The organism is Bacillus sp. JJ1764, assembly GCF_036962145.1.
Lineage (GTDB): Bacteria > Bacillota > Bacilli > Bacillales > Cytobacillaceae > Neobacillus.
In genome coordinates this window covers 1-17,822 of sequence record NZ_JBALNY010000141.1, presented here as the reverse complement: position 1 = coordinate 17,822, position 17,822 = coordinate 1, and the positions used below count along the sequence as shown (strand labels likewise).

Genomic DNA, 17,822 nt, shown 5'->3' with positions numbered 1-17,822 from the left:
GCGGAAATCAACATACAAATTTGACAGTGCATAAAGTTTAAAAGGAAGAATAGTCATTTGAAAGGGATTTCAAAAAGGGCAATTTATATGATATTATATTAAATTGATTCGTTGTATGATGTTGGTGTTACTAGAAATACGTAGGCACGTTTATTAATAAGGGGAGAATGAAATGAATTTAAAACCTGAGAATCTTACTAAAACCAAATCTCCATTATTTATTACTATTTATCATAAATTATATAAATTAATAATGGATGGAACATTTCCTCCTGACAGTAGGCTTCCGACAGAACCAGAATTAGCAAAAATATTAGGTGTCAGCAGAATGACACTTAGACACGCGCTCTCTCTATTACAAGAGGATGGTTTGGTTAAAAATATCCATGGAAAAGGGAATTTTATCACAAAATTTCATCATAACCAAAAGGCTTTTGGGTTAGAGAAAATGGGTAATCCTCTTTATAAATGTTATCTTGAAAAAGTAGATGATGTGGAAATAGAAGTTAGAATTGAATTGGTCAGTGACTATGCTAAGCAAGTATTAAATAGAAGTATGACCGCAATTGTTTCTGTTGACCGCTGGTATATGAATGGCGATGAAGTGGTTGCCTATGCTTTTTCCATGATGGCCATCGAGGCCATTTCAGAATTAGATTTGGACCTACAAGACAAACAACAAATATTAGAAATGCTTGAACAAAAAATATATGACCTTGCGAATTCATCAACGATTGAAATTAAACGTTCCAATTTTATCAAAATTCCTTCCCATAAAAAATCTAAAATTTCTAGTGGGAAAGAATGTAACTTGATATTAGAAAGTGTTTATATTAGTGATAAATACCCGGTTGTCCATAATAAATTTTATATTCCTACCGAGCTCAGTCAAATCACCATTAATGCATCTAAGTAGATCTTTTTAACAGTGCCTTTTTAATAAAATGCACTGTTTTTATTTTGTTCACAAAAAATCTATTGTAAGTAATTTTTGTTTATGATAACCTTTTCATTGTTAGGAATAGACAAGTTTTTATACAACTATACAAAGTTGTATGTTTTTTAAAAGAGCAATGTAAGCGGCACCATATATTACTATATTGTAAGGAGAATGTAAAATGAACACTACTAAAGAAACAGCACATATCAAGCCAAATGGAGTAGAAATTGCGGAAACAATCCTTTTACCTGGCGATCCTTTAAGAGCCAAATTTATTGCTGAGACCTACTTGAAAGATGTAGTGCAGTTCAATTCTGTCCGAAATATGTTTGGTTATACAGGAACGTATAAAGGGAAGAAAATCTCGGTAATGGGGACAGGTATGGGGATGCCTAGCATGAGCATCTATTCATGGGAATTAATTCATGTTTTCGGTGTGAAAAATTTAATCCGGATTGGCTCTTGTGGGGCCATTCAAGCTCAATTAAATCTGTATGATATTGTATTTGCAATGGGAGCATCCACAGATTCTCGCTATGTACATCAATATAAGCTACCTGGGCATTTTTCAAATATCGCTTCTTTTTCATTACTAGAGAAAGCCAAGAAAATAGCAGATGGAAAAGATCTTCCGGTTCATGTTGGAAATGTGCTTTCGAGTGATATCTTTTACAATGCAGACCCGACAGCGGTAGAGAAATGGAAAGAAATGGGTATTTTAAGTGTGGAAATGGAGACGGCAGCTCTTTATATGAATGCCGCCTATGCGGGTGTTAATGCACTTGGGCTTTTCACCGTCAGCGACCACATTTTGAGAAATGAGCAAACAACACCAGAGGAAAGAGAAACAGCCTTTACTAATATGATGGAAATTGCCTTAGAACTTGCTTAAATCTTAAAGTCTGAGTTAACAATGACAGCTATGAACTTCAAACAAATGCGAAGAGGAGAAAAATCAAATGGCAACCATGAGTGCAACTGCAACAATCGCTGAAACAAGAGAATATAATGTCAAAAAAGCAGTACCTGTTATTTTACTATTGTTTCTACTTTGTTTAGTCATTGACAATTCATTTAAAATCATTTCAGTAGATATGGCAAAGGATTTTAATATATCTGCAACGATGGTTAGCTGGCAAGCTACACTTGCTGGATTAATGATCGGAATCGGAGCCGTCGTTTACGCCGCATTGGCAGACACCATCAGCATAAAACGACTCTTTGCTGTGGGAATCATCCTAATATGTGTTGGATCCATTCTGGGTTATATTTTCCAACATTCCTTTATTCTAGTCGTTTTATCAAGAATTATTCAAACTGCAGGATTAGCTTCAGCTGAGACATTATATGTTATTTTTGTAACTAAACATTTGCCAGCAAATGAACAAAAGAAGTTTTTAGGGTTAAGTACTAGCAGTTTTGCTCTTTCGCAGGTAATTGGAGCCCTGACTGGTGGATACATCTCAACCTATTTTCATTGGACCACGTTATTTTTGGTTCCATTAATTACCCTTCTCTTTCTTCCCTATATACTAAAGTATTTACCGAATGAAGAAAGAAAATCGGGCAGTATTGATGTAGTAGGATTGGTTTTAATTGCTGCAATATCTGCTTCACTATTGTTATATATTACGGATTTTAATTTCCTTTATTTACTTGGATTTGTTGCAGCAATAGTCTTATTTTTACTATATATTAGCAAGAATTCAAAAGCATTTATTGGTATTTCTTTTTTCAAAAACAAACAATTTCTTTCAACATTAGCGATTACCTTTATTATTTATTCCATCCAGTTGGCGTATATTTTCTTGTTTCCGTTTCTACTTGAAAAAATATATCATTTAAAACTGGATACTATTTCATTACTGCTAATCCCAGGTTATGTTCTAGCAGCTGTAATTGGAGCTCTTTCTGGAAAGACAGCCAAGTTAATGGGAACAAGACAATGTATTACGATTGCAATGGCTGGGATTACTATTAGTCTGCTAGTTGGAGCCTTCTTTATCCAAAGTTCTGTGATTGTGTTTGTGATCTCCATGATTATATTTGCCAGTTCATTTGCCTTTATGTATGCACCGTTGATTGACTCATGTGTAGGAACAATTGCCAAGGAAAAGTCGGGAACTGCTGTAGGATTCTTTAATTTAACAATAAATGTGGCCTGCTCAATCGGGATTGCCTACACGGCAGCCATGTTGGATCACCCATCAATGAAAGGAACCTTCCTTGGATATATCAACAATCCGAACATTTCTTTATATAGTAATATTTTATTGGTTCTATCTATAATAACTGTATGTTGTTTGACCTTGTATTGGGTATTAATTGGACGGTTTTCCAATGCTAAAAATTAAATAAAAAGCGAAGAAGATAGGATTTGTTGCGCCCCTATCTTCTTTTTTTGTCCAAAAATGTGACATTTGTTTTCTATTTTATTGAAAATGAACCTTTTGTGAAAAATACGAAAATGTGAACACGCTTACAATTCTAGTAATTTACTAATGATAGAATAAAAACGTCCAAAAAAAGGATATATAAGGAGGAAGGATTATGAAGGCACACAGTATGAAAAAAGCAATCGCAGTTGCAGCCACTGCTGTCTTATTAGCAGGGGGCTTTGCTTTTCCAGCAAGTGCTTGTACATCGGTTTTTGCCGGAAAAAAAGCCACAGCTGATGGCTCCGTCTTAGTTGCCCGAAATGAGGATGTTTCAAGTGCATGGGCAAAGCATGTCAAAGTTTTTCCGAGGGCAAGTCATAAAACTGGGGAAAAACAAAGTTTTGCAACAGGTTTAATCGTTCTGCAGCCATCCGTTTCTTATAAGTACATAGCTGTACCTGACTGGGATCCATCTGAAGGGCCTTTCGAAGAGGCAGGAATTAATGAATATGGAGTAGCAGTCTCAGCAACAAACAGTGCATATGCCAATAAGCAAGCAGAGGCAGTTGATCCATTCATAGAAAAAGGAGTCACTGAGTCTGTAATTCCAAGCTTGATTTTGCCACGAGTAAAAACAGCCCGGGAAGGTGCACAGTTACTCGGTTCTTATATCGAAAAATACGGTTCAGCAGAGGCTAATGGTCTAGCAATTGCCGATAAAAATGAAATTTGGTATTTTGAGGTTGGAACTGGACATCAGTGGGTTGCAGAAAAGGTACCTGATACTGCCTATCTAATAGTTGCTAATGGCCTAAGAATTGATAACGTGGATCTTTCTGATACAAATAACTTTATCGGTTCCAAAACATTAATTTCCTTTGCAGTTAAAAATGGTCTAATTACCAACTATCAACAAGGCCAAAAATTTGACTTCGCTGGGGTTTATGGAGATGTAGGTCAACTATACAATTCTCGACGCGAATGGTGGGGACAAAAAACATTTACTCCATCTAAGGTACAAGATGCAAATCTAAAACGTTACCCACTATTTATGGTTCCAGATAAGAAAATTAAACCAAAGGAGATCATGCAATTCTTAGGTTCTCACTATGAGGGAACACCGTATGATCCATCAACACCAACTGGTAAAAACGAACGTGCCGTAGGTGTCGACCGTACAGTTGAATCTCATGTTATCCAATTGAGATCAAATATGCCTGCTGACATCGCGAATGTCATGTGGCTAAGCTTGGCTAATCCTGAATACAGTGTGTACCTACCATTCTATCAAGGAATAACAGACACTCCAGCTTCTTATAAACTTGGCAATGATAAATATAGCGATCAGTCTGCCTATTGGGCATTCCGTGCCCCAGCTGCTTTAGCAGCAACAAATCCAGCTGTGCTGGGAGTCGGAGTGAAAAACTATTGGAATCAATACCAAGATAACTTATTAAAAAATCAAAACTATATTGAAAAAAATGCAGTAAACCTTTATTCCACTGATAAGAAAAAAGCACTTCAATATATAACACAATATAGTAATTACAAGGCTCTGAATGCCGTTAAACAAGCAAAATTATTGAGAGATGGTTTAATTACAAAAATTGCAAGCAAATCAAGTGGCGTTTTTAACCCAGATCTATAAATTTAAAGTAGGAACAGGCAAATGCAAATTGTATTTGCCTGTTTTTTAATTGAGAATCTTATTGCTCCACTGGGGCAGTAGCAGGATGCCTCTCTATTTAGTTAAAGATAATTTTATTGAGCATTAATAATTTGAATATTTTCCTATTTAAATTCCGATAATGGAAAGGAATCTGAAGTGAACTTAATGAATTATTTAAGGGTATTCTTTTTTTAAAATAGGAGGCAATGATGGGGAGACTAATCCATTTCGAAATTCATGTAGATGACATGGAACGTGCAAAGAAGTTTTATGGCGAGGTATTTGGCTGGACATTTCAGGATTGGACAGAGTATGCCGGAATGCCTTACTTTGGGGCAGTGACCGGTGATGAAAGCCAGCTAGGGATTAATGGAGCGCTGATGCAGCGGCAAAGTGCTGCGCCACAACCCGGTCAGGCTGTAAATGGCTATGCTTGTACAATGGGTGTGGGAAATTATGATGAAACAGAAGCGAAAATTTTGGAGAATGGTGGCAAAGTGGCCATGCCAAAGTACGCTCTGCCGGGAATGGCTTGGCAAGGCTACTATTTAGATACCGAAGGAAATGTTTTTGGCATTCATCAACCCGATGAAAATGCAAAATAGCATGAATTTACCAGAGGTTTCCAGCAACTTGGAGAATGTACGTAGGATTTGTCTTTCCTTGCCTGATGCCGTTGAAATTGTTGACGGTCATGGGCATATTACGTTTAAAATCAATGGAAAGTCCTTTGTGATCATAGGCGCAAGAGAGGAGAATAGCTTCAATTTGTCGTTCAAGTCTGACAGGGAAACTCAGGAGCTCTTGCTGCAGAAGGAGCATTTTTACAAAACTCCTTATATCGGACGTTACGGATGGGTATCGATTCAAAATCCAAAGGAAAACGATTGGAATGAACTATCCGAGTTAATCCAAGAAGCTTATCTGCGTGCTGCACCAAAGCGATTGGTTAAGAAATGGAAAGATTCACATCCTAAATAATCATATGAAAAGACCGCCTTTTATTAAAGAGACGGTCTTTATCATGTATTTATGAAACTTTTGGATGCAGTTTTTTGGCTTTGCGATTATTTATTAACATTCGTTTTCTATAAGATAGGTAGGAATGATGATGGCTTTCCCAATCGGAAAGTAGTTATAGTTCTGACATATTTTGATTACTCGTTAATAACACGAAACTAGCAAATCAACAAAGCTTTGATAGTCTGTTGCAGTAACTATTTTGGCAACATTTCCTTCGTCCGTCAATATCGTGGCTAGAGAGTCCATAACCTCATGAAATATTCTCCTATCATCCTTACTTACAGATAAGAGGAAGACTAAATTCACCTCTAGATCATTCCACTTAATCCCTTTTGTATTTAATAAAACAAACATTCCAGTCTTTTTGGCATTCATTTTGATTGCGTGTGGAATAGCAATACGTCCAAAAGCTGTGGCGGACATAGATTCTCGTTCTTTTACGCTGGTAAGAAAACTGTTATCCACAAATCCCTTTTGTTCCATGATTTTACACATCATGGTCAACGATTCCTCTTTAGTCCCTTCAGTATGAACGAGTTCGAAAAGTTGTTCGTCAATGATCGCCTCGATATTTTTTTTGAAAGATTCCCTACGTTTTATTTCCTTAAGTTCGCTAATCTTATTCGTGACCTTTTTTTGATCGATGCTTGAGAAAAAAGGATTGATGACAACAAAAGGCATCTTTGGAACCGAATTGAGCTGAACGGCGGAAATAACCAAGTCACTGTTAAGTACATTCAAATCACTCTCATTAGTAACAATGTGTTGTATAAGAAGTTCTTCACCAAATTGTTTTGTTAACTTGTCTGTCAACTGTACATTGTAATTATAGTAAAAAGGAAAAAGGATGGAACAGGTAATTTTGGAATTGGCCTGTTTTTGCATTTCTAAGGCATAGCCCAAATGAAAAGCAATATAGGCAATTTCATCATCATTCATACTAAAGCCTGTTTCTTCCTTGATCGTATAAGAAACGTGAACCGCACAATCATAGATGGAAGGGCAATTCAGCTTAATGGTTGAAGTTAAGGGATTCTTGCTTGAAAAATGATTCTCCAAACGCATAAGTAAATTTTTAATATGAAGGGTGAAGCGTACCAAAAAGTCTGCATCCTCAATGAAAAGATAATAATTATTTTGTAATTCATCAAGAATTTTTCCAACCAAATTTAAGCATTGTAATCCGGCTACATCTTGCAAATCAGATAGCTGCAAATGCATAAAATTAACACTTGTTCCACTACTGGATATTAGAAGCATAAGGTCACGCAATTCACCTTCAGAGTACTCGAGGCCGAAATGCTCCCCTAGTTTCTTAGCAATTTCACTTGCAATTTTATATTCCTTTTCTTGAATTATTTCCCCATCCACTTGCTTTGGGTAAATAAAGTGGTTCTTCATCCGATCAATTGCAATAGCTATGTGCAGGATCACATTTGTCAGGGAATAATCATTTGTAAAATAATGATGTGTGGAAAATACCTCAACAACTACATCACGGATATAATCGATATCAAATCCTTCAAAAGATGTCTTTAGCTTATCTATATCAAGAAAATTGTCATTTGTCTCACTATAGAGCATCGAGCTCATCAATTTCCGTTTACTCTTTTCACTCCCGACAATTTCAATTATGTCCCCACAAGCTCTCAGTTCTAAATCATGATTCATTAAACGCTTTTTTACTTTACGTAAATCGCCTTTTAACGTAACTTCACTGATAAACAATTCCTCACTTAAATCGTAAATATTTAAGGAACCTTCCACATTAACGAGGCTTTTTATCAAATAATCAGCTCGTTCTTTCGGGGTTTGTGGTATGGTCCGATTCATTGATGACAGGAATGGATTTAATTTTTTCAGATCCACTTGATAACCCATTTTGGAAGAAAGAATTAATCCTTTTTCTAAGGAGTTTATATCAGCAATATAAGTTTTTACACTTCGCTTTGAAATACCCAGTGCATTGGCAAGCTGTGAGGAAGATGTCCATCCGTTCTGCATGCTAAGCTGGCGAAGGATATTTCTGTATTTAATATTCATATATTTTCAACCTCATATCAACATAAAATGTAGATTTGCACCGTGAAAAACATAGATTTGCACCATGAAAAATATTTTCTTGCACCACCTTAGTGTAAGGGAATATTTGAGAGAAGTCGAGATTCATTTTATAGTGGATATATAAATGATAGCGCTATCAAATAAATTGAAACTGAGGCGATTCAGATGAAAAAATTAAATGTCTTATTAGTTTGTGGGTCTGGGGCAAGTTCAGGATTTATGGCATCCAATATCCGAAAAGCAGCAGCAAAACGAAATATTGACATTAGTATTAAGGCACGTGGAGAAGCGGAAATTGAAAACTATATTGATGAAATTGATGCTCTGATGGTCGGTCCGCACTTAGCCTATATTATGGAAGATATCGAAGAATATATTGGCGACACAGATGTAAAAGTACTTCTTATGAAGCCAAGTTACTATTCAACTCTTGATGGAGACGCTGCTCTGGAAGATTTATTAAAGGAATTCTAATACTTATGGATTCGAGGTGCATATTCATATGCAAAAATTGATAAAATGGCTGGAAAATGATTTCTCTCCCAAAATGATGAAAATTAACAATAATGTTTGGGTTACCACATTAAAAGACTCGATCATGCAATTGCTTCCTTTTATTTTATTGGGTTCTGTGTTCTGTTTGTTAACCATTCCTGGTGATGTATTCCATATTAAAAACTACCCTAACTTTTGGACACTGTTCGGATGGACAATGGGCGTATTATCTCTGTTAATCTCCTTTTTAATACCATTTAACTTGATGGAAAAGAAGCGGCTGCGCAAGCAACGATTTATTGCCGGATGTACTGGTCTTATTACTTTCTTAATTATTATTACCCCGCAAGTCACACATGATAAAGCAATTGGTTTCAGCCATGAATCATTGGGTGCAGGCGGTATGTTTGTAGCAATCGTTGCAGGTGTATTTACCGGAATCATCATGGGTCTTTTCGGAAAATTCTCCTTCTTTAAGGAAGATTCCGTGATTCCAGACTTTGTTCGCGCTTGGTTTGATGCCATGCTGCCAATAGCCGTTGTCATTGTAACAACATGGTTGGTAGTAGATATAGCTGGCTTTGATTTATACAATGCGATTCAAACTCTATTTAGACCACTTGGAAAAATCATGGAGTCGCCTTGGGGTTTCGCACTTATGAGTTTCGTTACCTGTTTCTTGTATACACTTGGTATATCTACTTGGGTATTGACGCCAGTTACCAAGCCAATCTATCTGGCAGCCATCACTGCCAATGCCACCGCAGGAGCTCATTATCTAGTGACATCGGAAACGATTTTTTCTGCCTATCTTTATGTGGGTGGTATTGGAACAACATTGCCGCTCGTCATCATGATGGCTTTTTCAAAGAATGCTAAACTTAAGGCCCTCGGACGAGCGTGTATCACACCTGGTATTTTCAACATAAATGAACCGGTTGTCTTCGGAGCGATTGCCTGGAACCCAATCATGATGCTACCAATGTGGATTATTGGTACCATTTTGCCAATCATTATCTGGGTATTTACAAAAACCATTCATTTTGCACCCATCCCTAAGATTGTATTTGATTTATGGTATACGCCATTTCCGATATCTACTTGGGCTGTAACAGGCGGCTCTATCAGCGGAATTATTTTAATGCTGATTTGTGTGACTGTTGCAACACTTATTTGGTATCCATTCTTTAAAGTCTATGAAAAACAAGAAATGGCGAACGAATCAAATAAAACAACGACCACATCAACTCTAAAAGAAGCAAAATAATGATTTGAGGAGATTTTAAACATGATTGACGATAATACTGCCAAAAATGCAATGCAAATTATTCTCCATGCCGGAGATGCCCGTGTCCATTGTATGAATGCCTTAAAAGCAATAGAAAACAGCAATTTTGAAAAAGCAAAAGAAGAAATGAAACGCGCCAGTGACGAAATTGTCAAAGCTCATCATATTCAGACAAATTCTATTTCAGCTGAGACACAAGGTGAAGTGGGTGTTTATTCTGTACTCTTTGCCCATGCGCAAGATACATTAATGACGATTTACAGTGAAATTAATATTGCAAAACGAATGATCAAGATTTTTGAAGCGTATGATGCACGTTTAGCAAAATTAGAAAATCTAGAAAAGGTGAATGAATCATGAGAAAAGTGCCTACTGGTTTTCCAAAAAACTTTTTATGGGGAGGCGCCATTGCCGCAAACCAAGCTGAAGGCGCGTATAATCTTAATGGCAGAGGATTAAGTGTCGCAGACATTAATGAATTTCGTAATGACATCCCAATTGAGAATAAAATGAATAAAGAAATTAATACGGAGTACATTGAAGAAGCATTAAACAGTTCAGACCGTGTTTTCCCTAAGCGTTGGGGTATTGACTTCTATCATACTTATAAGGAAGACTTAAAACTATTAGCAGATATGGGTTTGAAAACATTTAGGACATCTGTGGCCTGGTCACGAATATTCCCTAACGGGGATGAATTAGAGCCAAATGAAGAAGGTCTGAAATTCTATGATGAGTTATTTGATGAGATCAACAGACTTGGCATGGTTCCCATGATTACCATATCTCACTATGAAATGCCGATTCATCTAACTACTGCTTATAAAGGTTGGTATTCTCGTGAATTAATTGAATTCTTTACTCGTTTTTGTAAAGTCTTATTTGATCGCTACCACGAAAAAGTAAAACACTGGATTATTATTAACCAAATTAACTTAATCGTACATGAATCTTTTAATCATTTAGGGATTGTCGAAGATAAAGTAGATCACTTATTAGAAGCAAAATATCAAGGAGTTCACAATGAAATGGTCGCTTGTGGATATGCAACAAAATATGCCCACGAGAACTATCCGGAACTGCAAATAGGCATGATGTTATGTGGCGGCCCAGCGTATCCGGCCACATCAAAACCAGAAGATGTTTTCGCAACAGTTCGCCATAATCAAATGGAATACTTCTTTGCTGATGTATTGTTGCGCGGGTATTATCCTGGATATGCGTTTAGATATTTTGATGATATTGGCATAAACGTTGAATTTGGTGATGGTGACGAGGAATCACTTAAAAATACAGCAGACTTTATGTCATTCTCCTACTACTACACTCGCATTTGTGATAGAGAAAGTTTTAGAGATGGGAATCAAGATCATCGTAATCCATTATTGCCTGCGAATCCTTGGGGCTGGTCTATCGATCCAGTAGGGTTAAGAACATATCTAAATCTATTCTATGACCGCTATCAATGCCCGATCTACATTACAGAGAATGGCGTTGGTTACTATGACGAATTAGATAATGGAGAAATTCACGACCCTTACCGAATTGACTATTATCGCGCACATATTGAACAAATGAAAGAGGCCATCAAGGACGGCGTCGACTTGCGTGGTTACTACGCCTGGGGACCTATTGATATAATCAGTTGTTCATCATCTGAAATGTCAAAACGGTATGGATTTATCTACATTGACCAAGATGATTATGGTAATGGAAGTAAGAAACGCCTGTTAAAAGATAGCTATCATTGGTTTAAAAAAGTCATTGAGTCGAATGGGGAAGTATTATTAAGAGTTTAAGAGAAAAAAATGAGGAAAGGCAGATTACTATGCCTTTCTTTATTTTTGTGAAAAAGGATGAATAATTTTTTTCAAAAAGAAGGAATTGGAAATAATATAGGGAATTTTCTTTTGTAGTAGTCTGTTTTGGGCTCTTTTATTTTTAAGCGACAAATTCAGAATATACAGAAAATATTGTTGGTTAGAGAAGCTGTATAACTAGGAAATGTCAGTCATATTTTTGAATTAGGGAATTTCAAGGAATGCCAGTTTTCATTTTGAAAAAGGAGAGTTGTGGTTGATTATGGGGAAAAATGAAGGAAAAACTAGTAGTTCTTTAAAGATAAGCTACCGAACATGCCCATTATGTGAAGCTACTTGTGGCTTGGAAATCCATACTCAGGATAGGGAAGTTGTCCATATTAAAGGAGATAAAAACGATCCGTTTAGCCGTGGATATTTATGCCCGAAAGGATTTAGCGTAAAAGAATTGCACGCAGATCCTGATCGAATCCGGAAACCGATGATTCGCCAAGGAGAAAACTGGAGAGAGGTATCTTGGGAAGAGGCCTTTAAAGAAATAAGGAAGAGACTTCGTCCAATCATAGAAGAGTATGGGAAGGATGCGGTTGCTGTTTATTTAGGAAACCCTACAGTTCACAATTTAGGCGGAATGTTATATGGGCCGACTTTTTTGCGGGCATTGGGCAGCAAGAACATTTTTTCTGCTAGTACACTTGATCAAATTCCCAAACAGTTATCGGCTGAATTCATGTTTGGCAGTGATGCAAATCTTCCAATCCCTGATATTGACCATACTGATTATTTAATGATGATTGGAGCAAATCCGCTGACTTCTAATGGCAGTTTAATGACGGCCCCCAACATGAGAGGCAGAATAAAGGCTCTTCAACAACGAGGCGGCAAACTTATTGTCATAGACCCGGTCCGTACGGTAACGGCAAAACAAGCGAATGAACATCATTTTATTCGCCCAGGTACCGATGCTTTCTTTTTATTAGGTATAATCCATACCCTTTTTGATGAAAATTTGACGAAAACTGGTGAATTGGCGGACCTGATCCATGGTCTAGAAGAAATAGAGAAGCTTTCGAAGGATTTTTCCCCTGAGGATATTTCTGCAGAATGTGGTATTCCAGCCCTAACGATTCGCCGACTGGCACATGAATTGGCCAAGGCTCCTAAAGCAATCGTTTACGGCAGAATGGGAACCTGCACACAACTTTTCGGTACGATGAATAGTTGGCTGATTGATGTAATCAATGTCCTTACCGGAAACTTGGATCGTAAGGGAGGAGTCATGTTTCCAAATCCTGCAACGAGGCGAGCAATCTTGAAAAAATCTCGACGAGTCCGCTATAAACGTTATGAATCAAGAATCAGAAAATCTCCGGAAGTTTTGGGAGAACTGCCGGTGTCTTGCTTAGCGGAAGAAATTGAAAAGCCAGGACCTGGCCAGATTAAAGCCTTCATATCTGTTGCCGGAAACCCGGCACTTTCAGTCCCAAATAGCAGTAAATTACAAGATGCTCTAGATCAAGTGGAATTTATGGTCAGTGTGGACAGCTATTTAAATGAAACGACTAGGCATGCGCACGTATTGTTGCCTGTTCCATCTCCACTGGAGAGATCACATTATGATATTGCTTTTTATAATTTGTCCATTCGAAATATTGCTCATTATTCTCCGCGCGTTTTTGAACTTCCCCAAGGGCAAATGGACGAGTGGGAAATTCTCCTCCACTTGGCGAATGCCGTCAGTCCGGAGACAATAGCGGGGGATACAGGGGAATTTTGGGATGACCTTACTATTAAGGAATTGATAAGGCACGAGGTAAAAAACCCCAATTCTCCTATTTATGAAAGGGATTTAACAGAGATTATGGGTTTGTTGAAGGATAGAGTGGGGCCAGAGCGTTTACTTGATTTCTATTTGCGAGTGGGACCTTATGGAGAGCATTTTGGTAAAAATCCAGCTGGGTTAAGCTTGTCTGTTCTCGAGGCTGCTCCTCATGGCATAGATTTGGGTCCGCTTCAACCAAGAATCAAGGAAATCCTTCAAACACCCTCTGGAAAAATTGAGTTAGCCCCATCCATATTGGTTGAAGATGTCAGTCGTCTCAAGTTTTCAAAGAGTACAAATTCGGGGGAGCTGTTATTAGTAGGCAGAAGGGATCTACGGAGCAATAATTCATGGTTGCACAATCTTCCTGTGTTGGTTAAAGGAGAAGACCGCTGTTTGCTTTTCATTCATCCCAATGATGCGAATGGGTGTGGGCTATCGAAGGGAGACAAGGCCTTAGTACAATCTCGTATTGGACAGATTGAGGTGCCCATTCACATCACAGATGATATCATGCCAGGAGTCGTTAGCCTCCCCCATGGTTGGGGACATTCCCTTTCTGAAATCCGCCTTCAGGTAGCAAGTAAACACCCTGGAATCAATATGAATATTTTAACTGATGAACAAGTGATAGATAAAATCTCCGGGAACGCCGTGTTAAATGGAGTACCTGTGAAGATTGAGAAGGTACAGAATTTACAAACAGTATCTTCAGCTTCTGGTTCTGAGCCAAAATAGTGAAGTGGAAAAAGCAACGGGAGTTCCCCTAACGGGTTCTCTTCATAGGGAGTTTACCCGAAATAACAGTAAAAATTGCAGACTATTTCGCACAAGCGGAATAGTCTATTTTTATTCAAATAAAGCCATTTAAAAGGTTGAAGTGGACATCTCAATCACCTCTGATGAACTTAGTAACAGGGTATAGGATTATCCGTTATTATCGGACAAACAATTTGCCACTACATACAGTAAGCCTTATAAAAGATATAATATATTTATGGTAACTTATAATAGGGAAGGTTCGAAACAATGAATAAAAAATGGTTTAAAAAATTAAAACCTCTTTTGATAACCGTAATAGTTATAATAGGTCTGTTTTTTACGGGTAGTTATATTCTCGACAAACTATTTGGAGATATGTGCGGAAATGAGATTGTTCAAAAATTACAGTCACCGAATGGAGATAAAGTGGCTTATATTTTTCAGCGAGATTGTGGTGCAACAACAGGAATCTCATATCAGTTATCGCTTTTAGATTCGGATGAGGAGTTTCCGAATAAATCTGGAAACACTTTTGTTTCGGATGACCAATTTGAAATCAAATGGATTACCAATGATAAATTACGAGTGAATTATAAAAAATCCTCAGAGACATATGAGATGGATAAAAGTGTGGATTGGACTAAGATTGAATATATAGGAAATTAAACAAGAAATACTTCAGTGTTTTAATACTAAAAGAGCATCGAAATCGATGCTCCTTTTTCTATTGTTATACTTTCTTAAGCATCAAACCATTTGCCGAAACGGGTGATGAAATAGCTGTTTATATTACAAAACTCCCTAGCAAGAGAGCCCGTTAGAGTTACCCCATTGCTTTTTTATGAGTTAATATATAACCTATCACAACTATAACAAACAAGAAATAAAGGGATGATGAAGTTGTTTATTTATATCCCAAAATTTTCAGAGAAAGTTAATTATTTTTCCAGCATTAATTGCAAGATAAGTTGATCCGTTTGATGAGTTCCTTCGTTTCCAAGTTTGCAGAAGCACTCAATGCTTTTTTCTACGTTATCATGAATGAACCCGTCGGTTGATTGGATTTCTTGATTGCTTAGTGCCAGTAACGCTGATTGAACGGCGACATTAGAACAGGTTGATACTTTCATTGCGCAGCCTGCCTTTGCACCGTCGCAAATCATCCCTGAGACATTGCCGATGGTGTTTTGAATGGCGGCTTTAATTTGTGGTAGACCGCCATCAAGCAGATAAACAATGGCTGCACTTGCTCCCATTCCGGCAGCTGTTACACCACATAAAGCAGACAATCTCCCAAACTTGGATTTAATATGAATCGTAACCAGATGGCTAAGGGCAACCGCACGGATTTTCTTTTCCTCTGAGACTTTCAATTTTTCTGCAACGGCTACCACCGGTAGGGTCACCGCAATCCCTTGATTTCCGCTTCCTGTATTAGCCATTACCGGAAGAGTGGAGCCGGCCATTCTGGCATCTGATCCAGCAGCTGCGAGCGACATGGCGGCTGTGGCTAAATCATCAGAAAGATAGCCTTTTTTTACATTCTCTTTAATGGTTCTTCCAACATTGAGCCCGTACTCTCCTGACAATCCTTCTAACCCGATTCTTTTATTTAATTCAATACTCTTTCTTACAAGCTCTAAGTCATCAAGGTTTACAGACAGAAGCCAGTCGTAAATTTCATCAATGGTAAGTTCATCTAATTCCTCATCATCAGTTTGAATACCGATATTTTCGCAACCGCCCAGGAATACGGTTGATTCGTCCACTTCTATAAGGATAATATTGCTGTGATTATCTGAAATAACCACCTTTGCTGTGTGTTGGTCTGTTTGTATAATAACCTCAATATATAGTTTCTTTGGTGTGTCTGCTTGACCACTAGTGACTTTCCCAGCTTTAATTAGCTGTAAGGCGAGCTGTTCATCTTCTTTTGTAAGTCCTTCGAGAATCTCCAGTTTTTTATCAGGATTTCCTGCTGCCGCACCAAGAGCTGCTGCGAAATCAAGACCTTTAGCCGACATACCTGGGATTCCGACCGACTTTGCGTTCTTAATAATATTTCCACTGGCATTTACATGGATTTTTTCAATTTGTCCTTTTATATGGCTTTTCGCTGTTGCAGCGGCCAAAGCAATGGCAACTGGTTCCGTACAACCCAGTGCCACCACTAACTCTCTTTCCAAAATCGATAAAAGCTTATCCTTTTTCAATCCCGCTCACCATCCAACAATACTATTTTATAAAAGTATCATAACATGGTTCGACATTTTTGGGGGGGAAGGTAAAAACTGGACAGTAGTTTCACACAAGTCATAACAGCTTTGGAAATTCAAAAAAAGCCGAAGATTAGGGGGGGAATCCCTTAAGCTTCGGCTTTTCTAATATTATTTTGATTGTGAAATGGCATGAACAATTTGTGTCAGTGCTTCGTTAATCGGTGTAATTGGCCGACCAAGAACTTTTTCAAAATCATTGCTTTCCACTTCAAGTGAACCGTTTCGAATACTTTCTTGAATTCCTACTACAATCGGAATGGCAAAATCAGGTACCCCTAAACCTTTCATGATCTCAGCATATTTTTCATCACTGACTTGCTGAACTGGAATTTCTTTTCCCAAGACAGCACCAAGGGCAGTTGCCAATTCTTCTTGAGTTAAAAGAGGCCCAGAGAGTTCATAAACAGTATTTTCGTGTCCGTTCCCAACTAGGACCGCAGCCGCAGCTTCCGCGTAATCTTGTTGAAGTGCCCAGCCAACTTTACCTGCTCCTGCAGAGGTTACCCAAGGTGCTCCGGCAATCGCACCTTGAATGCCTCCCATTTCGTTTTCTAAGTACCAATTGTTACGCAAGAAAGAATAAGGGATTCCAGTTTTGATGATGGCTGCCTCTGTTGCAACATGAGTTGGAGCGAATATATTTTTGCTCTCGGTTGCGTCGGCAAGACTGGTGTATGCAATAAATTTCACTCCTGCACGTTCAGCGGCAGCTACAGCATTTGCATGTTGCCGAGTTCTTGTGTCGTTGTCACCATCTGCAGAAATGATTAATAAGCGATCGATCCCTGCAAAGGCATTGTCTAAGCTTTCTGGCTGATCAAAATCTCCTTGTCGGACTTCCACTCCACGTGCACGGAGTCCTGCTGCTTTCTCGGGATTTCGAACACTTACTGCCAAGTCGCTTGCAGGTATGGTTTTTAATAAGGATTCTACAATTTTTGAACCTAATTTTCCGGTTGCTCCGGTTACTAATATTTTCATTTGAATACCTCCTGAATGGTTTTGGTTGTAACTAAATGTATTACATGTAACTATAATAATTACATCTTGTTTTTTTGTCAATAGATAAAAATTTTTTTCTATCGAAAAAAGTAGTGTAAAAGAAAATTTACATCGATTGAAACTTTACACTATAAGAATCGTAGTATTTACAAATACTGGTTTTTAGGGGGTGCCCAAATGGGGAAGTTTTTCTTTTATCTATTGTTATTTTTAATAGTAGTAACGGTGTTGGCCTTTGTTTTTGGCATGCACAAGTTTGCATACATTAGCGGTTTTATAC

General features: G+C 37.8%; 15 protein-coding genes. 12 read left to right on the top strand and 3 right to left on the bottom strand.

Going from position 1 to position 17,822, the window contains the following annotated elements; genetic code table 11:
* Nucleotides 1–172 precede the first annotated feature (172 nt).
* From V7083_RS18445 to V7083_RS18420, 6 genes are all read left to right on the top strand, one after another.
* Nucleotides 173–916 carry a GntR family transcriptional regulator gene (locus V7083_RS18445; RefSeq protein WP_335480640.1) on the top strand — a complete coding sequence of 248 codons (744 nt, stop codon included), beginning with the start codon at nt 173–175 and terminating at the stop codon, nt 914–916.
* A 202-nt stretch (nt 917–1,118) separates the two neighbouring features.
* Nucleotides 1,119–1,832, top strand: coding sequence for a purine-nucleoside phosphorylase (deoD, locus tag V7083_RS18440; protein ID WP_335480638.1), 714 nt, complete (start codon nt 1,119–1,121; stop codon nt 1,830–1,832).
* Nucleotides 1,833–1,899: 67 nt separating this feature from the next.
* Entirely contained in the window at nt 1,900–3,294 is a 1,395-nt protein-coding gene (locus tag V7083_RS18435) for an MFS transporter (protein WP_335480636.1), read from the top strand.
* Between the two features lie 196 nt (nt 3,295–3,490).
* Nucleotides 3,491–4,966: a C69 family dipeptidase gene (locus V7083_RS18430; protein ID WP_335480634.1), complete on the top strand. Its 1,476-nt coding sequence runs from the start codon at nt 3,491–3,493 to the stop codon at nt 4,964–4,966.
* A gap of 230 nt (nt 4,967–5,196) precedes the next feature.
* Complete coding sequence (locus tag V7083_RS18425) at nt 5,197–5,592, top strand: VOC family protein (protein WP_335480632.1); 396 nt, start codon at nt 5,197–5,199, stop codon at nt 5,590–5,592.
* A complete protein-coding gene (locus V7083_RS18420; RefSeq protein ID WP_335480629.1) occupies nt 5,558–5,968 on the top strand; it encodes an MmcQ/YjbR family DNA-binding protein in 411 nt (136 codons plus the stop codon). The genes V7083_RS18425 and V7083_RS18420 overlap by 35 nt, the downstream gene beginning before the upstream one ends.
* A 183-nt stretch (nt 5,969–6,151) precedes the next feature.
* On the opposite strand, the gene V7083_RS18415 is transcribed toward V7083_RS18420, so the two are convergent.
* Complete coding sequence (locus tag V7083_RS18415; RefSeq protein WP_335480627.1) at nt 6,152–8,053, bottom strand: BglG family transcription antiterminator; 1,902 nt, start codon at nt 8,051–8,053, stop codon at nt 6,152–6,154.
* 186 nt (nt 8,054–8,239) lie between these two features.
* Here V7083_RS18415 and V7083_RS18410 point away from each other — a divergent pair, with 186 nt between their 5' ends.
* From V7083_RS18410 to V7083_RS18385, 6 genes are all read left to right on the top strand, one after another.
* The gene (locus V7083_RS18410; protein WP_335480625.1) at nt 8,240–8,548 is read left to right on the top strand and encodes a PTS sugar transporter subunit IIB; all 309 of its coding nucleotides are present in this window, start codon (nt 8,240–8,242) and stop codon (nt 8,546–8,548) included.
* A 28-nt stretch (nt 8,549–8,576) separates the two neighbouring features.
* Entirely contained in the window at nt 8,577–9,836 is a 1,260-nt protein-coding gene (locus tag V7083_RS18405) for a PTS sugar transporter subunit IIC (RefSeq protein WP_335480623.1), read from the top strand.
* A 21-nt stretch (nt 9,837–9,857) separates the two neighbouring features.
* Nucleotides 9,858–10,217 carry a PTS lactose/cellobiose transporter subunit IIA gene (locus V7083_RS18400; protein WP_335480621.1) on the top strand — a complete coding sequence of 120 codons (360 nt, stop codon included), beginning with the start codon at nt 9,858–9,860 and terminating at the stop codon, nt 10,215–10,217.
* Entirely contained in the window at nt 10,214–11,656 is a 1,443-nt protein-coding gene (locus V7083_RS18395) for a glycoside hydrolase family 1 protein (RefSeq protein WP_335480619.1), read from the top strand. The genes V7083_RS18400 and V7083_RS18395 overlap by 4 nt, the downstream gene beginning before the upstream one ends.
* Before the next feature lie 283 nt (nt 11,657–11,939).
* A complete protein-coding gene (locus tag V7083_RS18390) occupies nt 11,940–14,237 on the top strand; it encodes a molybdopterin-dependent oxidoreductase (protein ID WP_335480644.1) in 2,298 nt (765 codons plus the stop codon).
* Between the two features lie 291 nt (nt 14,238–14,528).
* Complete coding sequence (locus V7083_RS18385; protein ID WP_335480617.1) at nt 14,529–14,927, top strand: DUF5412 family protein; 399 nt, start codon at nt 14,529–14,531, stop codon at nt 14,925–14,927.
* A 272-nt stretch (nt 14,928–15,199) separates the two neighbouring features.
* Here V7083_RS18385 and V7083_RS18380 read toward each other — a convergent pair whose 3' ends face one another.
* Both V7083_RS18380 and V7083_RS18375 read right to left on the bottom strand, forming a co-directional pair.
* Entirely contained in the window at nt 15,200–16,474 is a 1,275-nt protein-coding gene (locus V7083_RS18380; RefSeq protein ID WP_335480615.1) for an L-cysteine desulfidase family protein, read from the bottom strand.
* Between the two features lie 174 nt (nt 16,475–16,648).
* Nucleotides 16,649–17,521: an SDR family oxidoreductase gene (locus V7083_RS18375; RefSeq protein WP_335480613.1), complete on the bottom strand. Its 873-nt coding sequence runs from the start codon at nt 17,519–17,521 to the stop codon at nt 16,649–16,651.
* Nucleotides 17,522–17,822 lie beyond the last annotated feature (301 nt).

What these genes read in the sequence shown, in the direction of transcription:
- V7083_RS18445 (WP_335480640.1), top strand. Translation starts at nt 173, where the DNA reads ATGAATTTAAAACCTGAGAATCTTACTAAAACCAAATCTCCATTATTT.
- deoD (WP_335480638.1), top strand. Translation starts at nt 1,119, where the DNA reads ATGAACACTACTAAAGAAACAGCACATATCAAGCCAAATGGAGTAGAA.
- V7083_RS18435 (WP_335480636.1), top strand. Translation starts at nt 1,900, where the DNA reads ATGGCAACCATGAGTGCAACTGCAACAATCGCTGAAACAAGAGAATAT.
- V7083_RS18430 (WP_335480634.1), top strand. Translation starts at nt 3,491, where the DNA reads ATGAAGGCACACAGTATGAAAAAAGCAATCGCAGTTGCAGCCACTGCT.
- V7083_RS18425 (WP_335480632.1), top strand. Translation starts at nt 5,197, where the DNA reads ATGGGGAGACTAATCCATTTCGAAATTCATGTAGATGACATGGAACGT.
- V7083_RS18415 (WP_335480627.1), bottom strand. Translation starts at nt 8,053, where the DNA reads ATGAATATTAAATACAGAAATATCCTTCGCCAGCTTAGCATGCAGAAC.
- V7083_RS18410 (WP_335480625.1), top strand. Translation starts at nt 8,240, where the DNA reads ATGAAAAAATTAAATGTCTTATTAGTTTGTGGGTCTGGGGCAAGTTCA.
- V7083_RS18405 (WP_335480623.1), top strand. Translation starts at nt 8,577, where the DNA reads ATGCAAAAATTGATAAAATGGCTGGAAAATGATTTCTCTCCCAAAATG.
- V7083_RS18400 (WP_335480621.1), top strand. Translation starts at nt 9,858, where the DNA reads ATGATTGACGATAATACTGCCAAAAATGCAATGCAAATTATTCTCCAT.
- V7083_RS18395 (WP_335480619.1), top strand. Translation starts at nt 10,214, where the DNA reads ATGAGAAAAGTGCCTACTGGTTTTCCAAAAAACTTTTTATGGGGAGGC.
- V7083_RS18390 (WP_335480644.1), top strand. Translation starts at nt 11,940, where the DNA reads ATGGGGAAAAATGAAGGAAAAACTAGTAGTTCTTTAAAGATAAGCTAC.
- V7083_RS18385 (WP_335480617.1), top strand. Translation starts at nt 14,529, where the DNA reads ATGAATAAAAAATGGTTTAAAAAATTAAAACCTCTTTTGATAACCGTA.
- V7083_RS18375 (WP_335480613.1), bottom strand. Translation starts at nt 17,521, where the DNA reads ATGAAAATATTAGTAACCGGAGCAACCGGAAAATTAGGTTCAAAAATT.